The organism is Gordonia sp. 'Campus' (genome assembly GCF_022206305.1).
Taxonomy (GTDB): Bacteria; Actinomycetota; Actinomycetes; order Mycobacteriales; family Mycobacteriaceae; genus Gordonia.
In genome coordinates, this window is record NZ_JAKOIW010000009.1 from 128790 (window position 1) to 148299 (window position 19510).

General features: G+C 66.4%; 16 protein-coding genes. 13 read left to right on the forward strand and 3 right to left on the reverse strand.

The features are described 5' to 3' along the window. The first annotated feature begins 78 nt into the window (after positions 1-78). Positions 79-1611, forward strand: a complete 1533-nt coding sequence (locus MAY35_RS11995; protein WP_238421515.1) for a CdaR family transcriptional regulator — start codon at positions 79-81, stop codon at positions 1609-1611. On the opposite strand, the gene MAY35_RS12000 is transcribed toward MAY35_RS11995, so the two are convergent. The 3 genes from MAY35_RS12000 to MAY35_RS12010 all read right to left on the reverse strand — a co-directional run bounded on the left by MAY35_RS12000 (position 1552) and on the right by MAY35_RS12010 (position 6168). Then, entirely contained in the window at positions 1552-2670 is a 1119-nt protein-coding gene (locus MAY35_RS12000) for a transporter substrate-binding protein (RefSeq protein ID WP_238421516.1), read from the reverse strand. The genes MAY35_RS11995 and MAY35_RS12000 overlap by 60 nt on opposite strands. Before the next feature lie 86 nt (positions 2671-2756). Next, a complete protein-coding gene (locus tag MAY35_RS12005) occupies positions 2757-4784 on the reverse strand; it encodes a CocE/NonD family hydrolase (protein WP_238421517.1) in 2028 nt (675 codons plus the stop codon). 226 nt (positions 4785-5010) lie between these two features. Continuing rightward, complete coding sequence (locus MAY35_RS12010; protein WP_238421518.1) at positions 5011-6168, reverse strand: glycoside hydrolase family 76 protein; 1158 nt, start codon at positions 6166-6168, stop codon at positions 5011-5013. A 282-nt stretch (positions 6169-6450) separates the two neighbouring features. Here MAY35_RS12010 and rplJ point away from each other — a divergent pair, with 282 nt between their 5' ends. The 12 genes from rplJ to MAY35_RS12070 all read left to right on the forward strand — a co-directional run bounded on the left by rplJ (position 6451) and on the right by MAY35_RS12070 (position 19447). Next, the gene (gene rplJ, locus MAY35_RS12015) at positions 6451-6981 is read left to right on the forward strand and encodes a 50S ribosomal protein L10 (RefSeq protein ID WP_004019499.1); all 531 of its coding nucleotides are present in this window, start codon (positions 6451-6453) and stop codon (positions 6979-6981) included. Positions 6982-7067: 86 nt separating this feature from the next. Then, positions 7068-7457, forward strand: a complete 390-nt coding sequence (gene rplL / locus MAY35_RS12020; RefSeq protein WP_010844580.1) for a 50S ribosomal protein L7/L12 — start codon at positions 7068-7070, stop codon at positions 7455-7457. Between the two features lie 276 nt (positions 7458-7733). Further along, positions 7734-8708 (forward strand): hypothetical protein, encoded by a 975-nt coding sequence (locus tag MAY35_RS12025; RefSeq protein WP_374237946.1) that lies wholly within the window; start codon positions 7734-7736, stop codon positions 8706-8708. Between the two features lie 371 nt (positions 8709-9079). Next, positions 9080-10309, forward strand: coding sequence for an ABC transporter ATP-binding protein (locus tag MAY35_RS12030; protein ID WP_238421519.1), 1230 nt, complete (start codon positions 9080-9082; stop codon positions 10307-10309). Further along, positions 10306-11112: an ABC transporter permease gene (locus MAY35_RS12035; protein ID WP_238421520.1), complete on the forward strand. Its 807-nt coding sequence runs from the start codon at positions 10306-10308 to the stop codon at positions 11110-11112. Before MAY35_RS12030 ends, MAY35_RS12035 begins: the two co-directional genes overlap by 4 nt. A 56-nt stretch (positions 11113-11168) precedes the next feature. After that, entirely contained in the window at positions 11169-11996 is an 828-nt protein-coding gene (locus MAY35_RS12040) for an ABC transporter permease (RefSeq protein WP_044507639.1), read from the forward strand. Position 11997: 1 nt separating this feature from the next. Beyond that, a complete protein-coding gene (locus MAY35_RS12045) occupies positions 11998-13359 on the forward strand; it encodes an MCE family protein (RefSeq protein WP_238421521.1) in 1362 nt (453 codons plus the stop codon). Further along, entirely contained in the window at positions 13356-14438 is a 1083-nt protein-coding gene (locus tag MAY35_RS12050; protein WP_238421522.1) for an MCE family protein, read from the forward strand. The genes MAY35_RS12045 and MAY35_RS12050 overlap by 4 nt, the downstream gene beginning before the upstream one ends. A 5-nt stretch (positions 14439-14443) precedes the next feature. After that, on the forward strand, positions 14444-15547 hold the full coding sequence (locus MAY35_RS12055; protein ID WP_238421523.1) for an MCE family protein: 1104 nt from the start codon (positions 14444-14446) through the stop codon (positions 15545-15547). After that, positions 15547-16878, forward strand: coding sequence for an MCE family protein (locus tag MAY35_RS12060; RefSeq protein WP_238421524.1), 1332 nt, complete (start codon positions 15547-15549; stop codon positions 16876-16878). Before MAY35_RS12055 ends, MAY35_RS12060 begins: the two co-directional genes overlap by 1 nt. Further along, on the forward strand, positions 16878-18209 hold the full coding sequence (locus tag MAY35_RS12065) for an MCE family protein (RefSeq protein WP_238421525.1): 1332 nt from the start codon (positions 16878-16880) through the stop codon (positions 18207-18209). The genes MAY35_RS12060 and MAY35_RS12065 overlap by 1 nt, the downstream gene beginning before the upstream one ends. Then, positions 18206-19447 carry an MCE family protein gene (locus tag MAY35_RS12070; protein ID WP_238421526.1) on the forward strand — a complete coding sequence of 414 codons (1242 nt, stop codon included), beginning with the start codon at positions 18206-18208 and terminating at the stop codon, positions 19445-19447. The genes MAY35_RS12065 and MAY35_RS12070 overlap by 4 nt, the downstream gene beginning before the upstream one ends. Positions 19448-19510 lie beyond the last annotated feature (63 nt).

Genomic DNA, 19510 nt, shown 5'->3' on the forward strand with positions numbered 1-19510 from the left:
TGACGCGCGGTCGGGTGGTGAGAACGACTGCGAGCGTCGATAATCGACGAACACCGGCGGCGGCGAGGAGGCGATCGGATGGCGACCGTGGGAGACGTCGTCATCGGCGTGGGTCTGCTGTCGGTCACGCCGGGGGCCGCCGGGCGGACGCGACACGTGGAGGTGTCCGGTACCTGCGAGGTCGGCCGGATCGAACCCGCGGACGTCGGTGCGGGCGACATCGTGCACATGGGGTCGACGGGATGGCCAGCGGCGGGAGCGCCGGAGGTGTTCGCGGCGACCCTGCGGCAGTGCGCAGCGGCCGCCGTGGTGGTGGACACCGACGACGACAACCTGTCCGCCGAGTTCGTGTCGGCCTGCGTGAGTCACGGTGTGCCGATCTACATGCTGCCCAGGACGAAGACGTTCCGCGACGTCGAGATGGTCGTCGCGCCGCATTCCGTCGTCGACGACAGCGTCGACGAATCCGGTCCGGTGGCATCGATTCTCACGTCCCTCGTCGCATTCCACCGCGCGTCTGGCGTCAGTGGGGCAGTGGTGCTCGACGGCGCGGTCCTCACCGCATCGTCGGCGACCCTCGACGCCGATCTCCTGAGGAAGACCACCGCGTTGACTCCGGCAGTCCTGCATGCGATTCCCGGGACCGCGGCGGCTCTGCACATCACGCTGCCGAGGTCTGGTGCGGCGCTTGTGCTCTCGAACCCGCGTCGCCGCCCGCTCGAATCGACCCGGGTCCGCAAACTCGCGAACGACACCGACGCCGACGCGTACCTGCTGCGGGTGAACCGGACGATGCGCAGGCCGTTGGAGGGGGCCCTCGTCCGCGAGCTGATCGAGGCACGGATCCCGTCATCGGCGATGGATTCGTGGGTGGGGTCCTTCGGTTACCGGCCAGGTGATCGCGTCCACTCGGTGGCGGTGATGATCGGTCCGCACAGCGACACCTCGTCGGCGCGGGTTGTCGACGCCCTGCACGACCTGGGTGCCTGCGCCGGGTTGGCAACCGTTGCGGCAGCACATGACTCGGTGGTCTACGCGCTGATCAAGACGGGCACGGAGAAGGACTCGGTGCCACCGACGGGACGCGACTTCGACACACATCTGCAGGTGTTCACCGATGTCTTCGTCGCCCGATACGCCGAGCTCGCCGTCGGCGGCAGCTCCTACGTCATCCGGAGCAGCGACGACCTGACCAGGGGGCTCATCAACGCGCGGCAGATGGCCGAGCGGAACTCGCGCGCCGACGAGGAGTCGCCGGCCGCGGTCGCGCTTCCGGTGCCGCTCGCCGCGACATTGCTGGCCGGTGACCCGGAACGGTCGGCGGAGCTGCGCCGTTCGTTGCTCGATCCCGTCCTCACCTATGACAGGGAGAAGGGCACGAGCTACGTGTCGACCCTCAGCACGTTCTTCGCGCTCGATTGCCACTCCGGCGCGACGGCCAACGAGCTGGGCATCCACATCAACACGCTGCGATATCGCCTGTCGCGCATCGAGAAGCTGACCGGACGCGGGCTGCAGTCGATGGTCGATCGCACCGACTACTACCTCGCCCTATGCGTCGGCGAGACGTCCCGCGGACGGGGGGACCGGGGCCGGCTGCCGATTTCCTGACCACCACGGATCGGGCTGGCGGGCGGCGAAGTCGGCGATGACCTCGTACCTGCCACCCGCGGCACGACCGACATAGGACGGATGCGAACTGTAGTGGTTGGCGCGGAAGTAGAACGGCGCACCTTCGGGATTGTCCTCGAAGCGGATGCCGATCAGGGCGCGAGACAGGGCGTCGACGTCAAGCGACTGGGCCTGCTCGGCGGCCAGCGCGAGCGCGTGCACCGCATTGAAGGCCCCGACCTGGGCGGCGTGACTCCAGCGCTGGCCTCGAATGTCGGCCAGCTCACGCCGGAACGTGTCGTTCACCGGCGACGACAGCTCGGAGAAGTAGGTAGCGATCATGTAGTGACCGTCGCTGACCGCGGACGGCATGTGGGCCAGGTCCAGTTCGGTGGTGACGGTCGCCGCAATCGGCATCGTGTCCGGGGTCAATCCGCCGAGGTGGTACTGGGTGTAGAACGCTGTCGTCGAGTCGGCGCCGACGAGATTGCAGACCACCACGTCGGGTCGCACGCGTTCGATGTCGTGGATGATCGATTCAAACCTGGTCTCGCCGAGGGGTGCATAACGGTCGCCGACGATCTCGATCCCGAGGCTCCCGGCGAGTCGGCGGATGGCTTCGGCCAGGACCCGCGGATAGATGTAGTCCGAGCCGACGATGTACACGCGCCTGCCGAGGGTGCCGGCGATCCACTCGAGATAGTCGGCGACGTACTGGTTGGGCGCGGCACCGCAGTAGAAAATGCGCGAGTCGGTCTCTTCGCCCTCGAAGTAGGTGGGATACATCAACAACGACGCGTTCGCGTGGATGGCCGGGGTCAGCGCCAGGCGGGCCGCCGAGGTGTACCCACCGACGATGGCGTCGACGTTCTCGGCGGCGCACAGGTGGTCCACCCCGCGGGCGGTCGACGACACCTCGGACTGGTCGTCGTAGATCGCGACCTGGACGTCCGAGCCGAGAACGCCACCGCGCGAGTTGATCTGGTGGACGGCGAGCATCGCCCCGTCCAGGATCGACTGCTCCATCTCAGCCTGATTGCCCGACAGTGAATACAGCATGCCGAGTCTCACGTCGGTCCCCGATCCGTGTGCATGGCAGCCACTATGCCAGTTGGGCTGCCCCTCGGCTCGTCCCGCGAACGACCTCAGCGCAGCCCGTCACCCGCCAGGAGGGTGAGATGACTGGGGTGGTCGGGGTCGAGGACGAGACACTGATGACGGCGTCCGCGTGCCTTGATGAGATCGGGCACCAGGGTCAGGTAGCGCGGCAGGCTGGCGGCGTAGACGTCGACGCGCAACCGGTGGCCGGGCTGCAGGACAGCGTCGGTGGGGACGAGGTCGACGTCGATGCGGATCGGTTCGTCGGCCGGCACCGGCAGTTTGCGCTTGCGCGACAAGTAGTGGTGTGCCGAGAGCAGGCTGCCATCGTCGGCGTAGGTCGACTTGCTGCGGTCGAGTGCCCGATTGGAGGCGGAGAGGGCGCCGTTGGTCAGCACCGTCGAAGTTCCGTCGGGCGCAACATCATTGACGGTCACGGCCCAGATCGCCTCGTGGGCTGCGGTTGCGACGTTGAGGCGTAGGTTCATGGCGCCGCTGATCGGGGTGGCCTCCACGACCGGTTCGGTCGTGAACGACAACGCGCCGTGTTCCTGATGGCGGGCGTCCTTGGCGAAGTCGGCACCGAGCACCATGGTCGCGCCCGCGGTCACCTGGGTCATGTCGCGCGATCGCAGGCCGCGCGCATCGGGGCGGACATGCAACGACGAATAGTCCTGCGACGGTACCGGACCGAGTGATCCATCGTGCACCGTGTGCTCGGCTGTCGACGACGATTCGGCGCTCAGGTAGAGCCGGGTGGGAGCCACCCCGGCGCGCGGGAAGCTGCTGCCCGCGGTCCAGGCGCCGCCCTGCTGCAGCATGGTGACGGGACCGTAGTACTCGACACCGTTGCGGTGTCCCTTGAGCCAACGGTCGAACCATGCGCGCTCGAGGACGTCGAGACGCGGCGGTGCGAACTTGCCGCCGTAGCCCGAGCCGACGTCGAGGTGATAACCGTCGCCGACGATCATCTGCTTGCGTCCCGGTTCCATCTGCAACCGCTCGTACACCCCGGTTGCGCTGCGGCCGAACAGATCATGCCAGGCCCCGACGGTGAAGGTGGGTGCTGTGATGCGGTCGATCACCGGATCGCGGTCGTCGAAGTACGGGTCGTCGAAGATTCGCGGATCGCGCGCGGTGAGGAATCCCCACAGCAACGACGGGATCTCGGTGGCCGGTGACTTGACCCGGTCCTTGGCCCAGCGCAACGCGTCGCCGTGCACGATGTCGCGAATCACGTTCGCGGGGTTCGGAACCCACTTGAGCATGTTGACCGCCGACAACCACACCGGGATGAACGCCGACGGCATGCCGCCGGTGATGTAGATGTCGCGCACCAGGTCGTCGCAGCCCTCGACGGCGAAGACGGCCTTCAGGGCGTCCGGGCGCTTGTCCGCGGCCTGTAGCGAGTTGATGGCCGAATACGACCAGCCGGCCATCCCCACGGTGCCGTCGCACCATTCCTGCTCGGTCACCCAGTCGATGACCTCCACCGAGTCCTGCTGCTCGCGAGGACCGAGGATCTGCCATTTGCCGAGACTGGCGCCTGTTCCACGGACGTCGACGATGACCTGAACGTAACCGCTGCGCACCAGGTTGCGGTTGATGCCGAAGACGTCGAAGACGCCACCGGAGAGGGTCTGGGTCAGCGTCGTGAGGCCTTCGAGGGCCGTTCCGGTCCCGTCGATGGACCGTGAGGCGGTGTGCAAGGCCTTGCCGAGCACCGGCGCGTGGAGGGTCTGGTCGATGAAGTCGATCGCGGCGCGGTTGTAGGGGTTGATGTTGATGATTGCCGGATACGGCGTGAGGACTGTCTGACCGAAGCGGTTGGCCGGTCGGATCACGGTCGCCCGGAGGACGACACCGTCGCTCATCGTCATCGACACGCTGCGGTCGATGGCGACGCGGGGATAGAGCTGCTTGCCGTCGACCTGCTCGCGCCAGCGCATACCGTCGGCGCCGCCGGTCGGGTCGCCGAGGGGGAGGGTGCCGAAATGCGGCGTACCGGTGGGGCGTGGGCGTGCCGTGGGAATGCGGTGAGCACGTGCCTGCGCGGGGTCCAACTGATACGTCATGGTGCATCACCCTGCCTGGGGTCAGGTGTCACACCGCGTGTTGCTGCACGGATCGAGATGGCCGGGGTGGACACCGACACCCCTTCGTGTCGGTCGCGAGGGCCCGGTCGACGCCCGCCGAGGCGGATGTCGATGTGTTCCAGGTCACTTCACGCATTTTCTGAAGGATAACTCAGTTCTGGTATCGGATGGCTAACCAGGTGGCCACTTTTTGGACATGCTCCACTCACGGCAGGTCACGTTCCGGCTTCGCCACCTCGATCGCCGCCGCCGCCTCGAACACCATCCACGCCGAGAGCTGGACCGACAGATCGCGTTCGGGGATGTCCGACGGATTGACCGCACCAGCTACGAACTGGGCTTTCGTGCCCGAGTCGGTGGGTACGACCGCCCGCTTACGCCAGTCGCTGCCGAAGATCGGACGATCCCCGACCTCGGTCCGGTTCTTCCATGCGGCGTCGGCACTTCTGGTCACGATTCGTGCTGCACGGGCGCGGAGGTCATCCGAACCCTCGACCGGGGGCAAATCGGTGGCGATGAGCGCGAGGTAGCGGGCGAGGATGCCATGGAACAGGCCGCCGTCCCCGCCGCCGCCGCCGTTGATGACCCCGTCGGTGCAGCAGTGGTGCTCGACGGCGCCGAGTAGTCGGGTGAGTCGGTCGAGGTGTCTGGCGCCGCCCGTGGACCGCAGCGCCTCGAGTTCGGCGCCCAGCACCACCCCTTGGCAGTAGGTGTATGTCCCGGTCTCGGCCGTCAGAGTCCCGTCGGGCTGCTTCTTGAGACCGTCGATGACCAGATCGGTGTCGGGGTCGATGAGGTTGGCGCCCATCCAGTCACACATCGCCACCGCGCGGTCGACGTGACCGGTGCGCGCCAGAAGGATCGCGGCGGGACCGTTGGCCGGCGCGTTGAAGAACTGATCGGCCTTGCGCCAGGGGATTCCGCCGCCATCCTCGGGTACCCAGGCGTCGAGCATCTGGTCGGCAAGGGTACGAAGTCCGCCCGCATGGTCGAGGTGTAGATGACGGTCAGCGCGTTCGATGGCGAGTCCGAGCCAGGCCATGTCGTCGTAATAGTCGTTGGTCCAGCGGCCGCCGTTGCGGATCCGGATGCCGCGCAGCAACCGGTTGACGTCGGCGGTGGTACCGAACGCGGGGCGATGGATCGCGGCGTCGACGAGGAGGTCGACCAGATGCGCGTGCCACCAGTAGTGCCAGGATCCGAACTGGGCCTGCAACCGCCCGATCGGCCATGCGACCGCGGCGGCGCGCGTCCCCGGCAGCCAGAACGCTCGCTGGAGATGCCGGTCGTACACGGCGTCCGCGGCGGCCTGCGCGCGGTTGTTGGGGTCGTGCCGGTCCGACGATTTGGATTGTTCGTCCACGTCCGCGTAGCCTAATCCCCGATGTGATGCACAACCGTGTGTCGTATCGGTTCAACCAGAGACCGTTGGTCGTCGGGATTTCCCGGACGAAGGCGCGACGAGGTCGCCGGCCCACGCAGGATGAACGAGGAATGTCGCTCCACACGAACAGTGTGTGCGTTCACGCCCCGTGCCTGTGTGCCGGGGCGTTTGTCGTTTCGATGCCCTCGCTCGCCGTTCCGAAGCCCGTCGCTCTCGGTGTTGGACTCGACCAACTCAAGTGACGAGGAGAGGAGGCGAAGTATGGCCAAGTCCGAAAAGGTCGCCGCAGTTGCGGAGATCGCGGAGCAGTTCAAGAGCTCCACGGCGACGGTTGTCACGGAATACCGTGGCCTGTCCGTCACCCAGATCAGCACGCTGCGACGTTCCCTCGGTGAGGGTGCAACCTACTCCGTCGCCAAGAACACCCTGGTGAAGCGCGCCGCTGCTGAGGCGGGCGTGGAAGGGCTCGACGAGCTGTTCACCGGTCCGACCGCGATCGCCTTCATCGAGGGTGAACCGGTTGTGGCCGCGAAGGCGATCAAGACTTTCGCCAAGGACAACAAGGCGCTGGTCATCAAGGGCGGGTACATGGACGGCCGCGCGCTGTCCATTGCCGAGATCGAGCAGATCGCCGACCTTGAGACCCGTGAGGTCTTGCTGGCCAAGCTCGCCGGTGCCATGAAGGGCAACTTGGCAAAGGCCGCCGGTCTGTTCAACCAGCCGGCTTCGCAGGTGGCGCGCCTGGCCGCGGCCCTGCAGGAGAAGAAGAACGAAGCCGGCGAGACCGAATAGGTCGCCCGCCGCACCACCGCAATCCCCGAACCGTACGGGGATGAACACCAAGCCCCGTACGGGGACATACAGGAAGGACGCCGATCATGGCGAAGCTCACCGCTGACGAGCTCATCGATCAGTTCAAGGAACTGACCCTGCTGGAGCTCAGCGATTTCGTGAAGAAGTTCGAAGAGGTCTTCGAGGTCACCGCCGCGGCTCCGGTCGCCGTTGCCGCTGCCGGTGCCCCGGCTGCCGGTGGCGCCGAGGCTGCTGCCGAGCAGGACGAGTTCGACGTCATCCTCGAGGGTGCCGGCGACAAGAAGATCCAGGTCATCAAGGTCGTCCGCGAGGTCGTCTCGGGCCTGGGCCTGAAGGAGGCCAAGGACCTCGTCGAGAGCGCTCCCAAGGCTCTGCTGGAGAAGGTCGACAAGGACGCCGCCGAGGCTGCCAAGGCCAAGCTCGAAGAGGCCGGCGCCAAGGTTTCGGTCAAGTAAGACCGCTTCTCACGCGCTAGCGTTCACGAGCCCGGGACAGCATCGCTGTCCCGGGCTCGTTGCTGTTTCGGGGGAGGGTGGGTCGCTGGGGGAGGGGAGGGTCGCAGGATCTCGCTTCCCGCACCGCCGCCTCCAGATTGAGGTCGCATGCGATCTCATTCCGTCGCTGCGATCTCGATCGAAGTCGCATCGACGAATCGAAGTCGCATGCGACCAAACATTGTTCGGCGCGGTCCAGGTCCCGGCGTGGACAGGATGAAACCGAGGAGGCGGTCCGTGCGTCCAAGTCCCATGCCCACGCCCTTCACTCATGAACTGCCCGTCGACCGATACGGTCTCGTTCGTCGAGACGCGACCCTGCGGGCCGGTATCGGGGACGACGTCGTCGCCGATGCGGTCCGACGCGGCCGACTCCTGCGGCTGGCGCCGGGGGTGTGGGTCGAAGGGGGAGCGCGGTACGAGGGGCCGGCGGGCGCCGATCTTCTCTTCCGGCACCGATCCGTGGCCGTGGCGACATCGGCACGCGACCGCGGCATCTCGACACTGAGTCACGAATCGGCCGCCGCGGTGCTCGGGCTCGACACTCTGCATCCTGATCGCACCACGGTGCATCTGACGAAGGCTGCGAGATCCAGTGGCGGCTATGTGCGCGGACACCGTCACGTCCACAACGGTCCGCTGGGCCGTGATGAGACGGTCACGGTCGACGGATTGTCGGTCACGAGTGTCGAACGCACCGCCGTCGACATCGCGATGGCCGGTGACTTCGCCCAGGGGCTCGTCGTCTTCGACCGGGCGCTGGCCAAGGATGCGGATTGCGACACGATGACGGCCATGCTCGACGCACGCGCAGGATGGAAGAACGTCGGCGCGGCGCGTAGGGCGCTGGCGTGTTCGGACCGTCGGTCGGAGAGCGTCGGTGAGTCGTGGAGCCGTGCTCAGATGATCGTCGCCGGACTCCCGGCGCCTCGCCTGCAGAGCTCGTTCTCGACTCCGGACGGAGAAGCACGAGTGGACTTCGACTGGGAGGGCCGGGTGATCGGTGAGTTCGACGGCCTCCAGAAGTACGGTCGGCTACTCCGCCCGGGCGAAGAGCCGCGCGATGCGTTGATCCGCGAGAAGCGCAGGGAGGACGCGCTGCGTTCACGAGGGATCCTGGTGATCCGCTGGACCTGGTCGACTCTCGAACGCCAGGAGCTCGTCGATCTGCTACGACCGTGGCTGACGATGACAGGTTCGCCGGCGGCGTGACCGTGAGCCGCGCTAACACTGTCCGCATCGAATGCGATAACGCCTTCGACACACTTCGACGACCCCCCGCGCTTCGACCCGACGCGCGGTGTTGAGTCGTCGAAATCGCGTCTCGCAGATGAAGCCCAGGTCTGCGGTGGCCGTCACATCGGGGACCGCGACCCGACTTCCCTCACCGCGAACCATCGGATATTGTCATCGTCGCGGAGGGAGTTACCGGGCGGTAGGTTTCCCGCAGCCAATGCTGAGAACCATGCGGTGGCGTTGTGGGCCGGGTTCGGTCGGTTAGAGTGACCCCAACCACAAATGCCGCCGGTTGGTGCGCGGTCACACCGTGGCCGCCTCGGGGGCAGCGATCGTCTGGAGGAATTGTGGGTGTTGAGGTCAGCGTCGAAGGACTCACCAAGTCGTTCGGTTCGCAGAACATTTGGCGTGATGTCTCTCTGACCCTGCCGGAGGGCGAGGTCTCTGCGCTGCTGGGTCCGTCGGGTACCGGTAAGTCGGTGTTCCTGAAGACCTTGATCGGTCTGCTGCATCCCGAGCAGGGCTCGGTGATCATCGACGGCACCGACATCACGCAGTGTTCGGCCAAGGAGCTCTACGAGATCCGCAAGCTGTTCGGCGTCCTGTTCCAGGACGGTGCGCTGTTCGGGTCGATGAGCCTGTTCGACAACATCGCGTTCCCGCTTCGTGAGCACACGAAGAAGAAGGAGAACGAGGTCCGCGACATCGTGATGGAGAAGATCGACCTCGTCGGTCTGACCGGTGCCGAGGACAAACTCCCGGGCGAGATCTCCGGCGGTATGCGCAAGCGTGCCGGCCTGGCCCGCGCACTCGTGCTGGACCCGCAGATCATCCTCTGTGACGAGCCGGACTCGGGTCTGGACCCGGTGCGTACGGCCTACATCAGCCAGTTGCTGATCGACATCAACGCCCAGATCGACGCGACGATCCTGATCGTGACGCACAACATCAACATCGCCCGGACGATCCCGGACAACATCGGCATGCTGTTCCGTAAGGAACTGGTGATGTTCGGTCCGCGTGAGCAGCTGCTCACTTCGGAGCAGCCGGTGGTCAAGCAGTTCCTCTCCGGTGACCGGTTCGGTCCGATCGGTATGTCGGAGGAGAAGGACGAGGCGGTGCAGAAGCAGGAAGAGGCGATGCAGGCCGCGGGTATCTCCGGTGGTGGTACCAAGGAGGACTTCACCGAGATCATCCCGCAGGTGCAGCCCAATCCCGGTATGCCCGAACGCAAGGCGATCGCCCGTCACCGCGAGCGCGTCCATCAGATGCTGCCCGAGCTGCCCGAGAACGCCCAGGAGGCGATCCGGCGCAGCCAGGAACAAGAAGACCAGATCCGCGAGGAGAGCCGGGTCCACGCCGACAACATGGCGAACGGCCGGGAGCCTGGCGACAACCGCAACAACGAGTGGACTGCGGCACCCGGCGGCAACGTCGCGGTCGCAGATTCGAAGACAGACGTGATCGACTACGGCGGCAGCGATGCACCGACCGAGCAGTGGCACACACCCGGTGACGCGCTGACCAAGCCCGCTCACCGTGCTGACGGGAATGAAGGGCGGACACCTCAGGGATGACCAGTGCCACCACGCGTGGCGTCGATCGAATCGCGCAAGCCGGGACAGGTGCTCTGTCGCAGACCGGCAATATTGTTCAGCTCTTCGTCGATGTTGCACGCCAGACCTTTGTGCGCCCGTTTCAGTGGCGGGAGTTCATCCAGCAGGCGTGGTTCATCGCCAGCGTGACGATCCTGCCGACGGCACTGATCGCGATTCCGTTCGGTGCCATCGTCTCGCTGCAGACGGGTTCGCTGATCAAGCAGCTCGGTGCGGAGTCGTACACCGGTGCGGCGAGCGTGTTGGTGGTCATCCAACAGGGCTCGCCCCTGGTGACATCGCTGCTCATCGCGGGCGCGGCCGGGTCCGCGGTTGCCGCGGACCTCGGATCGCGCACCATCCGCGAGGAGATCGACGCGATGGAGGTGCTCGGCATCAACCCGATCCAGCGCCTCGTCGTACCGCGTGTGCTGGCCATGGTGCTGGTGGCGATGCTGCTCAACGGTCTGGTCGCGGTCATCGGCATCGGTGGTGGTTACTTCTTCAACGTCGTGGTCCAGGGCGGAACGCCCGGCGCCTATCTGGCGTCGTTCGGTGCACTCGCCCAGTTGCCCGACCTCTGGGTCTCGACCCTGAAGGCCGCGATCTTCGGTGTGCTCGCCGGTGTCGTCGCGTCGTACAAGGGCCTCAACCCCAAGGGCGGGCCGAAGGGCGTGGGTGACGCGGTCAACCAGAGCGTCGTCATCACGTTCCTCCTGCTCTTCCTGGCCAACCTGATCATCACTGCGGTCTACCTGCAGGTCGTCCCACCGAAGGGGAGCTAGACGTGACCGAAGGTGGGGGCGGTGTGACGATCGCCAAGAGCCGGCCCGAGTACTACATGTACGAGGCCCGCAAGCAACTGGGCAAGCCGCTCAAGGTGCTCGACGGTGCCGGCGAGCAGATGTCGTTCTACGGCCGCACGCTCGCCTGGATCCCGAAGACCCTGGTGCATTACACGCGTGAGGTCATGCGTCTGCTGGCCGAGGTGGCGTTCGGTTCGGGCGGACTCGCGGTCATCGGCGGCACCATCGGCGTGATGGTGCTGATGTCGGGATTCACCGGCGTCGTCGTCGGCCTGCAGGGTTACGCGGCGCTCGACCAGATCGGTTCGCAGGCCCTGACCGGCTTCCTCTCCGCCTACGTCAACACCCGTGAGGTGGCGCCGCTGGTCGCGGGACTCGCCCTCTCGGCGACAGTCGGCTGTGGTTTCACCGCGCAGCTGGGCGCCATGCGGATCTCCGAGGAGATCGACGCGCTGGAGACGATGGCCGTACCGTCGATCCCGTTCCTTGTCTCGACGCGCGTGATCGCCGGCTTCATCGCCGTGATCCCGCTCTACGTCCTCGGTCTGCTTTCGGCCTATCTCGCCTCCCGAGTGGTGACGACCGTGTTCAACGGTCAGTCCGGTGGTTCCTACGACCACTACTTCAATCTGTTCCTGCCACCGGCCGACGTCTTGTGGTCGTTCGGCAAGGTGCTGGTCTTCGCCTTCGTGATCATCCTGGTGCACTGCTACTACGGCTATTACGCCTCGGGCGGTCCGGCCGGGGTCGGTGTGGCCGTGGGTCACGCGGTACGTGCGGCACTGGTGCTCATCGCGGTCCTGGACTTCTTCCTCGGCCTGGCGATCTGGGGCACCACCACAACGGTGCGAGTGGGGGGTTAGCGTGCCGGTCCTACGTAAGCGACTCCTCGGTCTGGTCTTCTTCATCGTGGTCGCCCTGTTCCTCACCGCGACGATCACCAAGTTCAACAAGACGTTCACCGAGTTCACCGATGTCACGCTGGTGACCGATTCGACCGGCAACGCACTGCCGGCGAACGCCGACGTCAAGGCCCGCGGCATGACGGTCGGCGAGGTGCGCGAGGTCAAGCCCGGACCCGACGGTCGCGTCGAAGTCGTGTTGGGACTCAATCCCGACCAGGCCTCGACGCTGTCGGACAAGACCACCGCGCGCATCCTCCCGAAGACCCTGTTCGGCGAGCGCTACGTCGCACTTCAGGTGCCCGAGAACAACTCGGGGCCGACGCTGAGCAACGGTGCGACGATCCAGACCGACCGCAGCGGCAACGCCCTGGAGATCCAGCAGTTGTTCGACAAGCTGCTCCCGGTCCTCGAGGCGATCCCGCCGCAGGATCTGAACGCAACGCTGACTTCTCTCTCGTCGGCTCTGTCGGGCCGCGGTGAGCAGCTCGGCACCACGCTGGAAGAGCTCGATCAGATCTTCGGCGAGATCAACGAGAACCTGCCGGAGCTCGAGGGCACCCTCGAGGGCCTGGCCACGTTCTCCCAGACCTACAAGCAGGCGCTGCCCGATGTGGTCGACGCGCTGGACTCGCTGCGGACGACGACGAACACCATCGTCGAGCGTCAGGACGACCTGCGCACCCTGATCGCCACCCTGGGCGTGGCGTCGGACGATCTCACCGGTTGGCTCCGGGCGAACCGCACGGACCTGATCGATCTGGCCGTCGACTCCGAGGAGCTGCTCGTCGGACTCGCCAAGCAGTCGCCGACGTTCGTGTGTACCTTCCGCAACTTCGCGGGCCTGATCCCGGAGTCGCGCAAGATCGTCGGCCAGGGCACCAAGAACCCGGGTGTGCGCGTGAACCTGCAGTTCACCAATCCCCGCGGCCGTTACCTACCGAACCAGGACGAACCCCGCTTCATGGACCTCGATCCGCCTGCAGTGTGTTACGACCCGAAGATGGGTGGCAACCGCCCGTTCCCGCAGTACCCGGGTGGCGGCCTCGCCGACGGCAGCTACCAGCCGCCGTCGCGCAATCCCGGTCCCCGCACCATGCGTGAGCTGCCGCAGCCGCAGTTCAGCGGCGTACCCGCCGGCTCGGTCTCGCCCGCGGCGAAGCCGGTCGTGGCGAAGGCCAACCCCTTCGACGACCCGGATTACCGCAAGCAGCTGCAGGTCATCTACGGCGCCACCAGTGGTAAGGCGCCCGAGGATGTGCCGACCTGGGTGACCATGATCGGCGGCGGCGCGCTGCAGGGAGCGAAGGTCGACATCAAATGAAGTCGATCGTCGGGCCGCTGATCAAGCTGATCGTCTTCGGCGTGGTCACCGTGGTCACCACCAGTCTGCTCGCTGTCACCATCGCCAATGCCGGTGGTGACGGGGATGCGAAGTTCAAGGCCGTCTTCACGGATGCGACGCTGCTCAACTCCGGTGACGACGTGCGTATCGCCGGTGTGCGCGTCGGGCAGGTCGAGAGTGTCGAGGTCTACGACCGCAACAAGGCGATCGTCTCGTTCAACGTCGACCGCGACCGTCTACCGGACGGCACCCAGCTCTACATCCGTTACCGCAACCTGACCGGTCTGCGGTACCTGGCGCTCGAGCGCGGCGCGGGCGACCCGTCGCAGACGGTCCCGCAGGGGCACACCTTCGGGCTCACGCCCGGCCGCACCGACACCCATCCGCCGGTGAACCTGACCGAGCTGTTCAACGGCTTCCGGCCGCTGTTCCAGCAGCTGTCGGCCTCAGATGTGAACAAGCTGACCGAGCAGATCATCGCGATCTTCGACGGTCAGGGCGGCTCGATCACGCGTCTGGTCAGCGACACCGCCGACCTCACGAACGCGATCGCCGACAAGGACGAGGTCATCGGTGAGCTCATCACCAACCTCACCAAGGTCCTCGACACCGTCAACCGCAACGACGAGCAGTTCACCAGCCTCCTCGACAACACCGAGAAGCTCGTGACCGGCCTTGCGGCGCAACGCGGTTCGGTGGGCTCGGCGATCACGTCGGTGTCCAACCTGACCTCGGTCACCGCGAACATCCTCGGTGCCACGCGTCCGTCCATCCAGGGCGACATCGCGGGACTGAAGTCGCTCGCCGACCAGATCAACAAACGCGACGACGACATCGAGGAGACGCTGACCAACCTGCCGATCAAGCTCCAGAAGATCGGCCGCGCAGCGACATTCGGCTCCTGGTTCCAGTTCTACCTGTGCGGCATCGACGTGGTGGCGGGCAACGGCAAGTCGCCGGTGCTCACCCAGCCGCTCGTCCCGCTACCCGACATCAACCATGTGCTCTACACCAGCGCGGCGACGCGCTGCTGGGCCGACGACCGGCCAGGGGGGTGACCACGATGGCAGACAACAACGATCAGAACCCGCGCGACGACCGCGACGAGACCGACCGCGATGAGGCCGACGCCCCGGTGCAGCATCCGCACCGGCGCTTCGGGGGCCGACGCAGCCCGGTCAGCATCGGTGCCATCGGCATCCTGATCCTGCTGATGCTCGGACTCAGCTCGTTCTATCTCGCCGAGCTGCCCCTGCTGGGTGCCGGCGCGCGGTACACGGCGAAGTTCAGCGAGGCAGCCGGACTCAAGCCGGGCAACGAGGTCCGCGTCGCGGGCGTGAAGGTCGGCGAAGTCGACGACGTCGCCCTCGACGGTGACCGCGTCGACGTCACCTTCCGGGTGGAGAACACCTGGATCGGCGACCAGACCCAGGCCACCATCCAGATCAAGACGATCCTCGGACAGAAGTTCCTGTCGCTGAACCCGCGCGGGAGCAAGCCGGCCGATCCCGACGTACCGCTGACCGACACGGTCGCGCCCTACGACGTCATCGAGGCGTTCTCGGGTGCCGCCGAGCAGATCGGCGAACTCGACAACGACCAGCTCGCCAAGTCGATGCGGGTCCTGTCGGACACGTTCTCGGGTACCGCGGGCACCACTGGTCCGGCCCTCGACGGCATCGCGCGACTGTCGCAGACGATCGCCAGCCGCGACCAGGAGGTCCAGCGACTGCTCGCCGCGACCAAGGACACCTCGAAGATCCTCGCCGATCGCAACGAGGAGTTCGTCCGCCTCATCGGCGGTGCGGGCCAGCTGCTCGACGAACTGAACAACCGGCAGCGCAACATCTCCGCGCTGCTGGCGAGCACCACGAGCCTCGGCGACTCGCTCACCGGCATCGTGCGTGACAACGAAGAACAGATCGGACCGGCGCTCGACGCGCTGAAGGGCGTCAATGAGCTGCTGCAACGACAGAATCAGAACATCCGCGACTCCATCAAGTACATGGCGCCGTTCTATCGGCTCTACGCCAACGTGCTCGGCAACGGTCGCTGGTTCGAGTCCTCGGTGGTGAACCTGCTGCCGCCGGCACTGCCGCAGCAGAACACGACGCGGCCGCCGAACAAGCAGGCCCTGGAGAACAACGCCGGAACGGGGGTCGGCTGATGACCGCACCGGACCTGACCCAACACTCGGGGCCCGGCCGCTGGTTCACGCCGCGGCACATCGTGATGCTCGTTCTCGGGCTGATCATCGCGCTCATCGTCGCGGGCGCGCTGTGGTGGGTGTTCACCTCGGTCGGGACCACGAAGATCACCGCGACGTTCAAGCGGTCGGTCGGTATCTACGAGGGCTCGGACGTCACCATCCTCGGCGTCGACGTCGGCAAGGTCGACTCGGTGACGCCGCAGGGCGAGACCGTCAAGGTGACCATGACCGTTGACCGCGGTGTCGATCTCCCCGCCGACGTCCGTGCGGTGCAGATCATCCCGTCGGTCGTGGCCGACCGCTACGTTCAGCTGACCCCGGCCTACACGGGTGGACCGAAGGCTCCGCGCGACCTCACGCTCTCCGTCGACCAGACGATGGTCCCGGTGGAGATCGACCAGATCTACGCCAGCGTCAAGGAACTGTCGGACGCCCTCGGCCCCGACGGTGCCAACAAGACCGACGGCACCGGCCGCCAGGGCGCGGTGAGTGAGCTCGTCACGACCGGTGCCGAGAACCTCGAGGGCAACGGCGAGAAGCTCGGTGCGGCCATCGAGGGCCTGTCCAAGGCCTCGACGACGCTCAGCGATTCGCGCGGGAACCTGTTCGACACGATCAAGAACCTGAACACCTTCGTCGGAGCCCTCCGGGAGAACGACTCCCAGGTGCGCCAGTTCAACACGCAGATGGCCTCGTTCAACCAGTTCCTCGCCGGCGAGCGCGAACAGCTCGGCGCGGCGTTGAACAAGCTGTCGATCGCGCTCGGTGACGTCGCGACCTTCCTCGCCGACAACCGCGAGCAGATCGGTGAGACGGTCAAGGACCTGCAGCCGACGACGCAGGCGCTGCTCGATCAGAAGAACAACCTCAAAGAGGTCCTGACCGTGCTGCCGATCACGGTGAACAACCTGATCAACGCCTACGACGCGGAGTCGGGCACGCTGTCGATGCGCCTGACGATCCCCGATCTGCAGGACCTGATCGGTGCGCAGTGCCGCCTGCTCGACCTCGGTCAGCTGTTGCCGGGCAACCCGGCCGCCGATCAGTTCAGCAACACGCTGCGTCCGCTGATCAGCCAGTGCGAGGAGATCGGCGACCAGATTCAGCGTGGCGTCTTGGAGCCGCTGTTGCCGGTGCTGCCGTTCGGCATCATGAGCAACAACAAGCTGCAGCGTGCGCCGGTGCCGGGCACCGTCCCGGGCAACCCGGATCCCGAGATCGGCAACCCGTCGTCCTCGAGGTCGCCTTCGGCGCCGTCGTCCACCCCGCGACCCAGGGGAGGTAACTGATGAACCGCAGGACGATGCGCACGGCGATGGCCGGCGCAGCACTGTCGCTCACCCTCCTGGTGTCGGGCTGTATGTCCAACGGCATCCAGTCGATCCCGCTGCCCGGCGGGGTCAACACCGGCGACAACGCGCGGACCTACAAGATCCAGTTCGACGACGTGCTCGACCTGGTCCCGCAGTCCATGGTCAAGCGCGACGGCATCCCGGTCGGGCGCGTGACCAAGGTCGAGGTACCGAACGACCAGTGGTTCGCACAGGTCACCGTCGAGGTGCAGAACAACGTCGACCTGTCCGACGAGGCCGAGGCCAGCGTTCAGCAGACCTCACTGCTCGGTGAGAAGTTCGTGTCGCTGTCCGAACCCGACGGCAGCGCGGATGCGCCTCGCCAGAACCCGGCCCAGCCGATCCCGGTCTCGCGGACGCGCACCGCCACCGACATCGAGCAGGTTCTCGGTGCGCTGGCCCTGCTGCTCAACGGCGGTGGTCTCAACCAGTTGCAGCCGATCGTCACCGAGCTCAACAAGGCACTCGACGGTCGGACCGACAAGGTCCGGAACCTGATCGGGGAGACCGAAGACCTCATCGCGGGTCTGAACCGTCAGCGCGACGACATCATCACCGCGATCGACGGTCTCGCCGACCTGTCGACACGGACCGCCGCCCAGACCGCTCAGATCGACCGCATCCTCAAGCAGTTGCCTGCGGGTGTCGAGGTCCTCGAGGAGCAGCGGCCGCAGTTCGTCGAGCTGCTGACCAAGCTCGACCAGCTCGGCCAGGTGGGCACCGACGTGCTCGGCAAGTCACGCAAGGCCCTGATCAACGATCTGAAGGCGCTGCGGCCCGTGCTCACCCAGCTCGCCGCCGCCGCCCCGGATCTGATCACGGCCGCGCCGCTGATGCTCACGCATCCGTTCCCGGACTGGCTGCTGCCGGGCGTCCGCGGTGACTCGACCAACCTGTTCATGACGCTCGATCTCCGCGTGCTCAACCAGCTCGAGGCGCTGGGCGTCGGCCAGGGAACCCCGAAGTACTCGCCGCCCGCGCGGGTCGACGTGCCGGTCGATCGCCGTAACCCGTACTACCGGGGCAACGGACCCCGCTACGGCTGGCCGACCATCACGCTGCTGCCGCCGGGCCCGAACTGGCGCCCGGGACCGAACACGCCGCCGTCGGGTGGACGCTACCCCGCGTCGTTCTCACGATCGGCCGACGACGCCGGTCCGATGCCGACGCCTGCCACGCCGGGACAGGGCATCCTCGACGGTCCGCTGGCCGCGATGGGGATCGCGCCGAAGGCCCCCGCACCCACCCCCTCAGGAGCAGGCCGATGATCAGCAAGCTCGTCAAGATCCAGCTGATCGTGTTCGTCATCGTCGGACTCGTGGCGCTGGTCTACGTGGGAGCCAAGTACGCCCGCCTAGACAAGCTCGCGGGCGTCGGTATGTACACCGTCACCGCCGAGCTGCCCGATTCCGGTGGCATCTTCAGCAACGCCGAGGTCACCTATCAGGGCGTGCCGGTGGGGCGCGTCGGCAAACTGACGCTCACCCCGGATGGCGTCGACGTCGCACTCGACATCGACAAGGGCGGGCCGCAGATCCCGGCATCGGCCACCGCCGTCGTCGCCAACCGGTCGGCGATCGGAGAGCAGTTCGTCGACCTGCAGCCGACGACGTCGGAGGGGCCGTATCTCAAAGACGGCGACACGATCACCAAGTACGCGCTGCCCGAGCCGCTCGAGGATGTCGTCGCATCGGCGATCGACTTCACCGACTCGATCCCGGTCGACGACCTGAACACCGTCATCACCGAACTCGGCAATGCGTTCAACGGGCAGGGGGAGAACCTCACCCGCCTGGTGGACTCGCTGGGCAAGCTGTCCCGTGCCGGCGTGGACAACCTCAGTCAGACGGTGGCGCTCATCCAGGACTCCAACGTCGTGCTGGACACCCAGGCCGACCAGTCCGACGCGATCCTGACGTGGTCGCGCAATCTCAACCTGGTCACCGCGACGCTGGCGTCGGCCGACCCCGACCTCCGTCGTCTGCTCACCACCGGCACGCTGTCGGCGACGCAGATCTCGGAGCTGATCCAGAAGAACGGCAACGACCTTTCCAAGGTCGTCAAGGATCTCGCCGAGGTGGCACGCACGATCGAACCGGCCACCTACACCACGTCGACGACGTTCGCGATGCTGTCGGCGTTGTCCGCCGGCAGCCATGCACCGGCACCGGGTGACGGGCAGATCCACTTCGGCGTCGTGCTCGAGACCAACAACCCGGCCGCATGTACGCGCGGCTACGAGAGCACGGATCTGGTGCTGGCCGAGGCGCGGCGCAAGAATCCGAACTTCGACCCGCGCTACGACGATTTCGCATTCAACACCGAGGCGAAATGTACTGTGCCGTTCGGCAATCCGACCGGTGTGCGCAGTGCCGAGCGTGCGCGCTACGCCAACCCGGCGTACCCGCAGCCGTGGGACAACACGCCCAAGAAGGACCCCGACAAGCTCAACCTGAACCCGCTCGCCCAGCAGCTCGCAGCGCTGCTCGGCGTCCGGCCCCGCTAGACCCGACCCCGAACGAGCGCCGCCGCCGCGATCGGACCGCCTCAGCGGTCCGGCCTGCGGGCC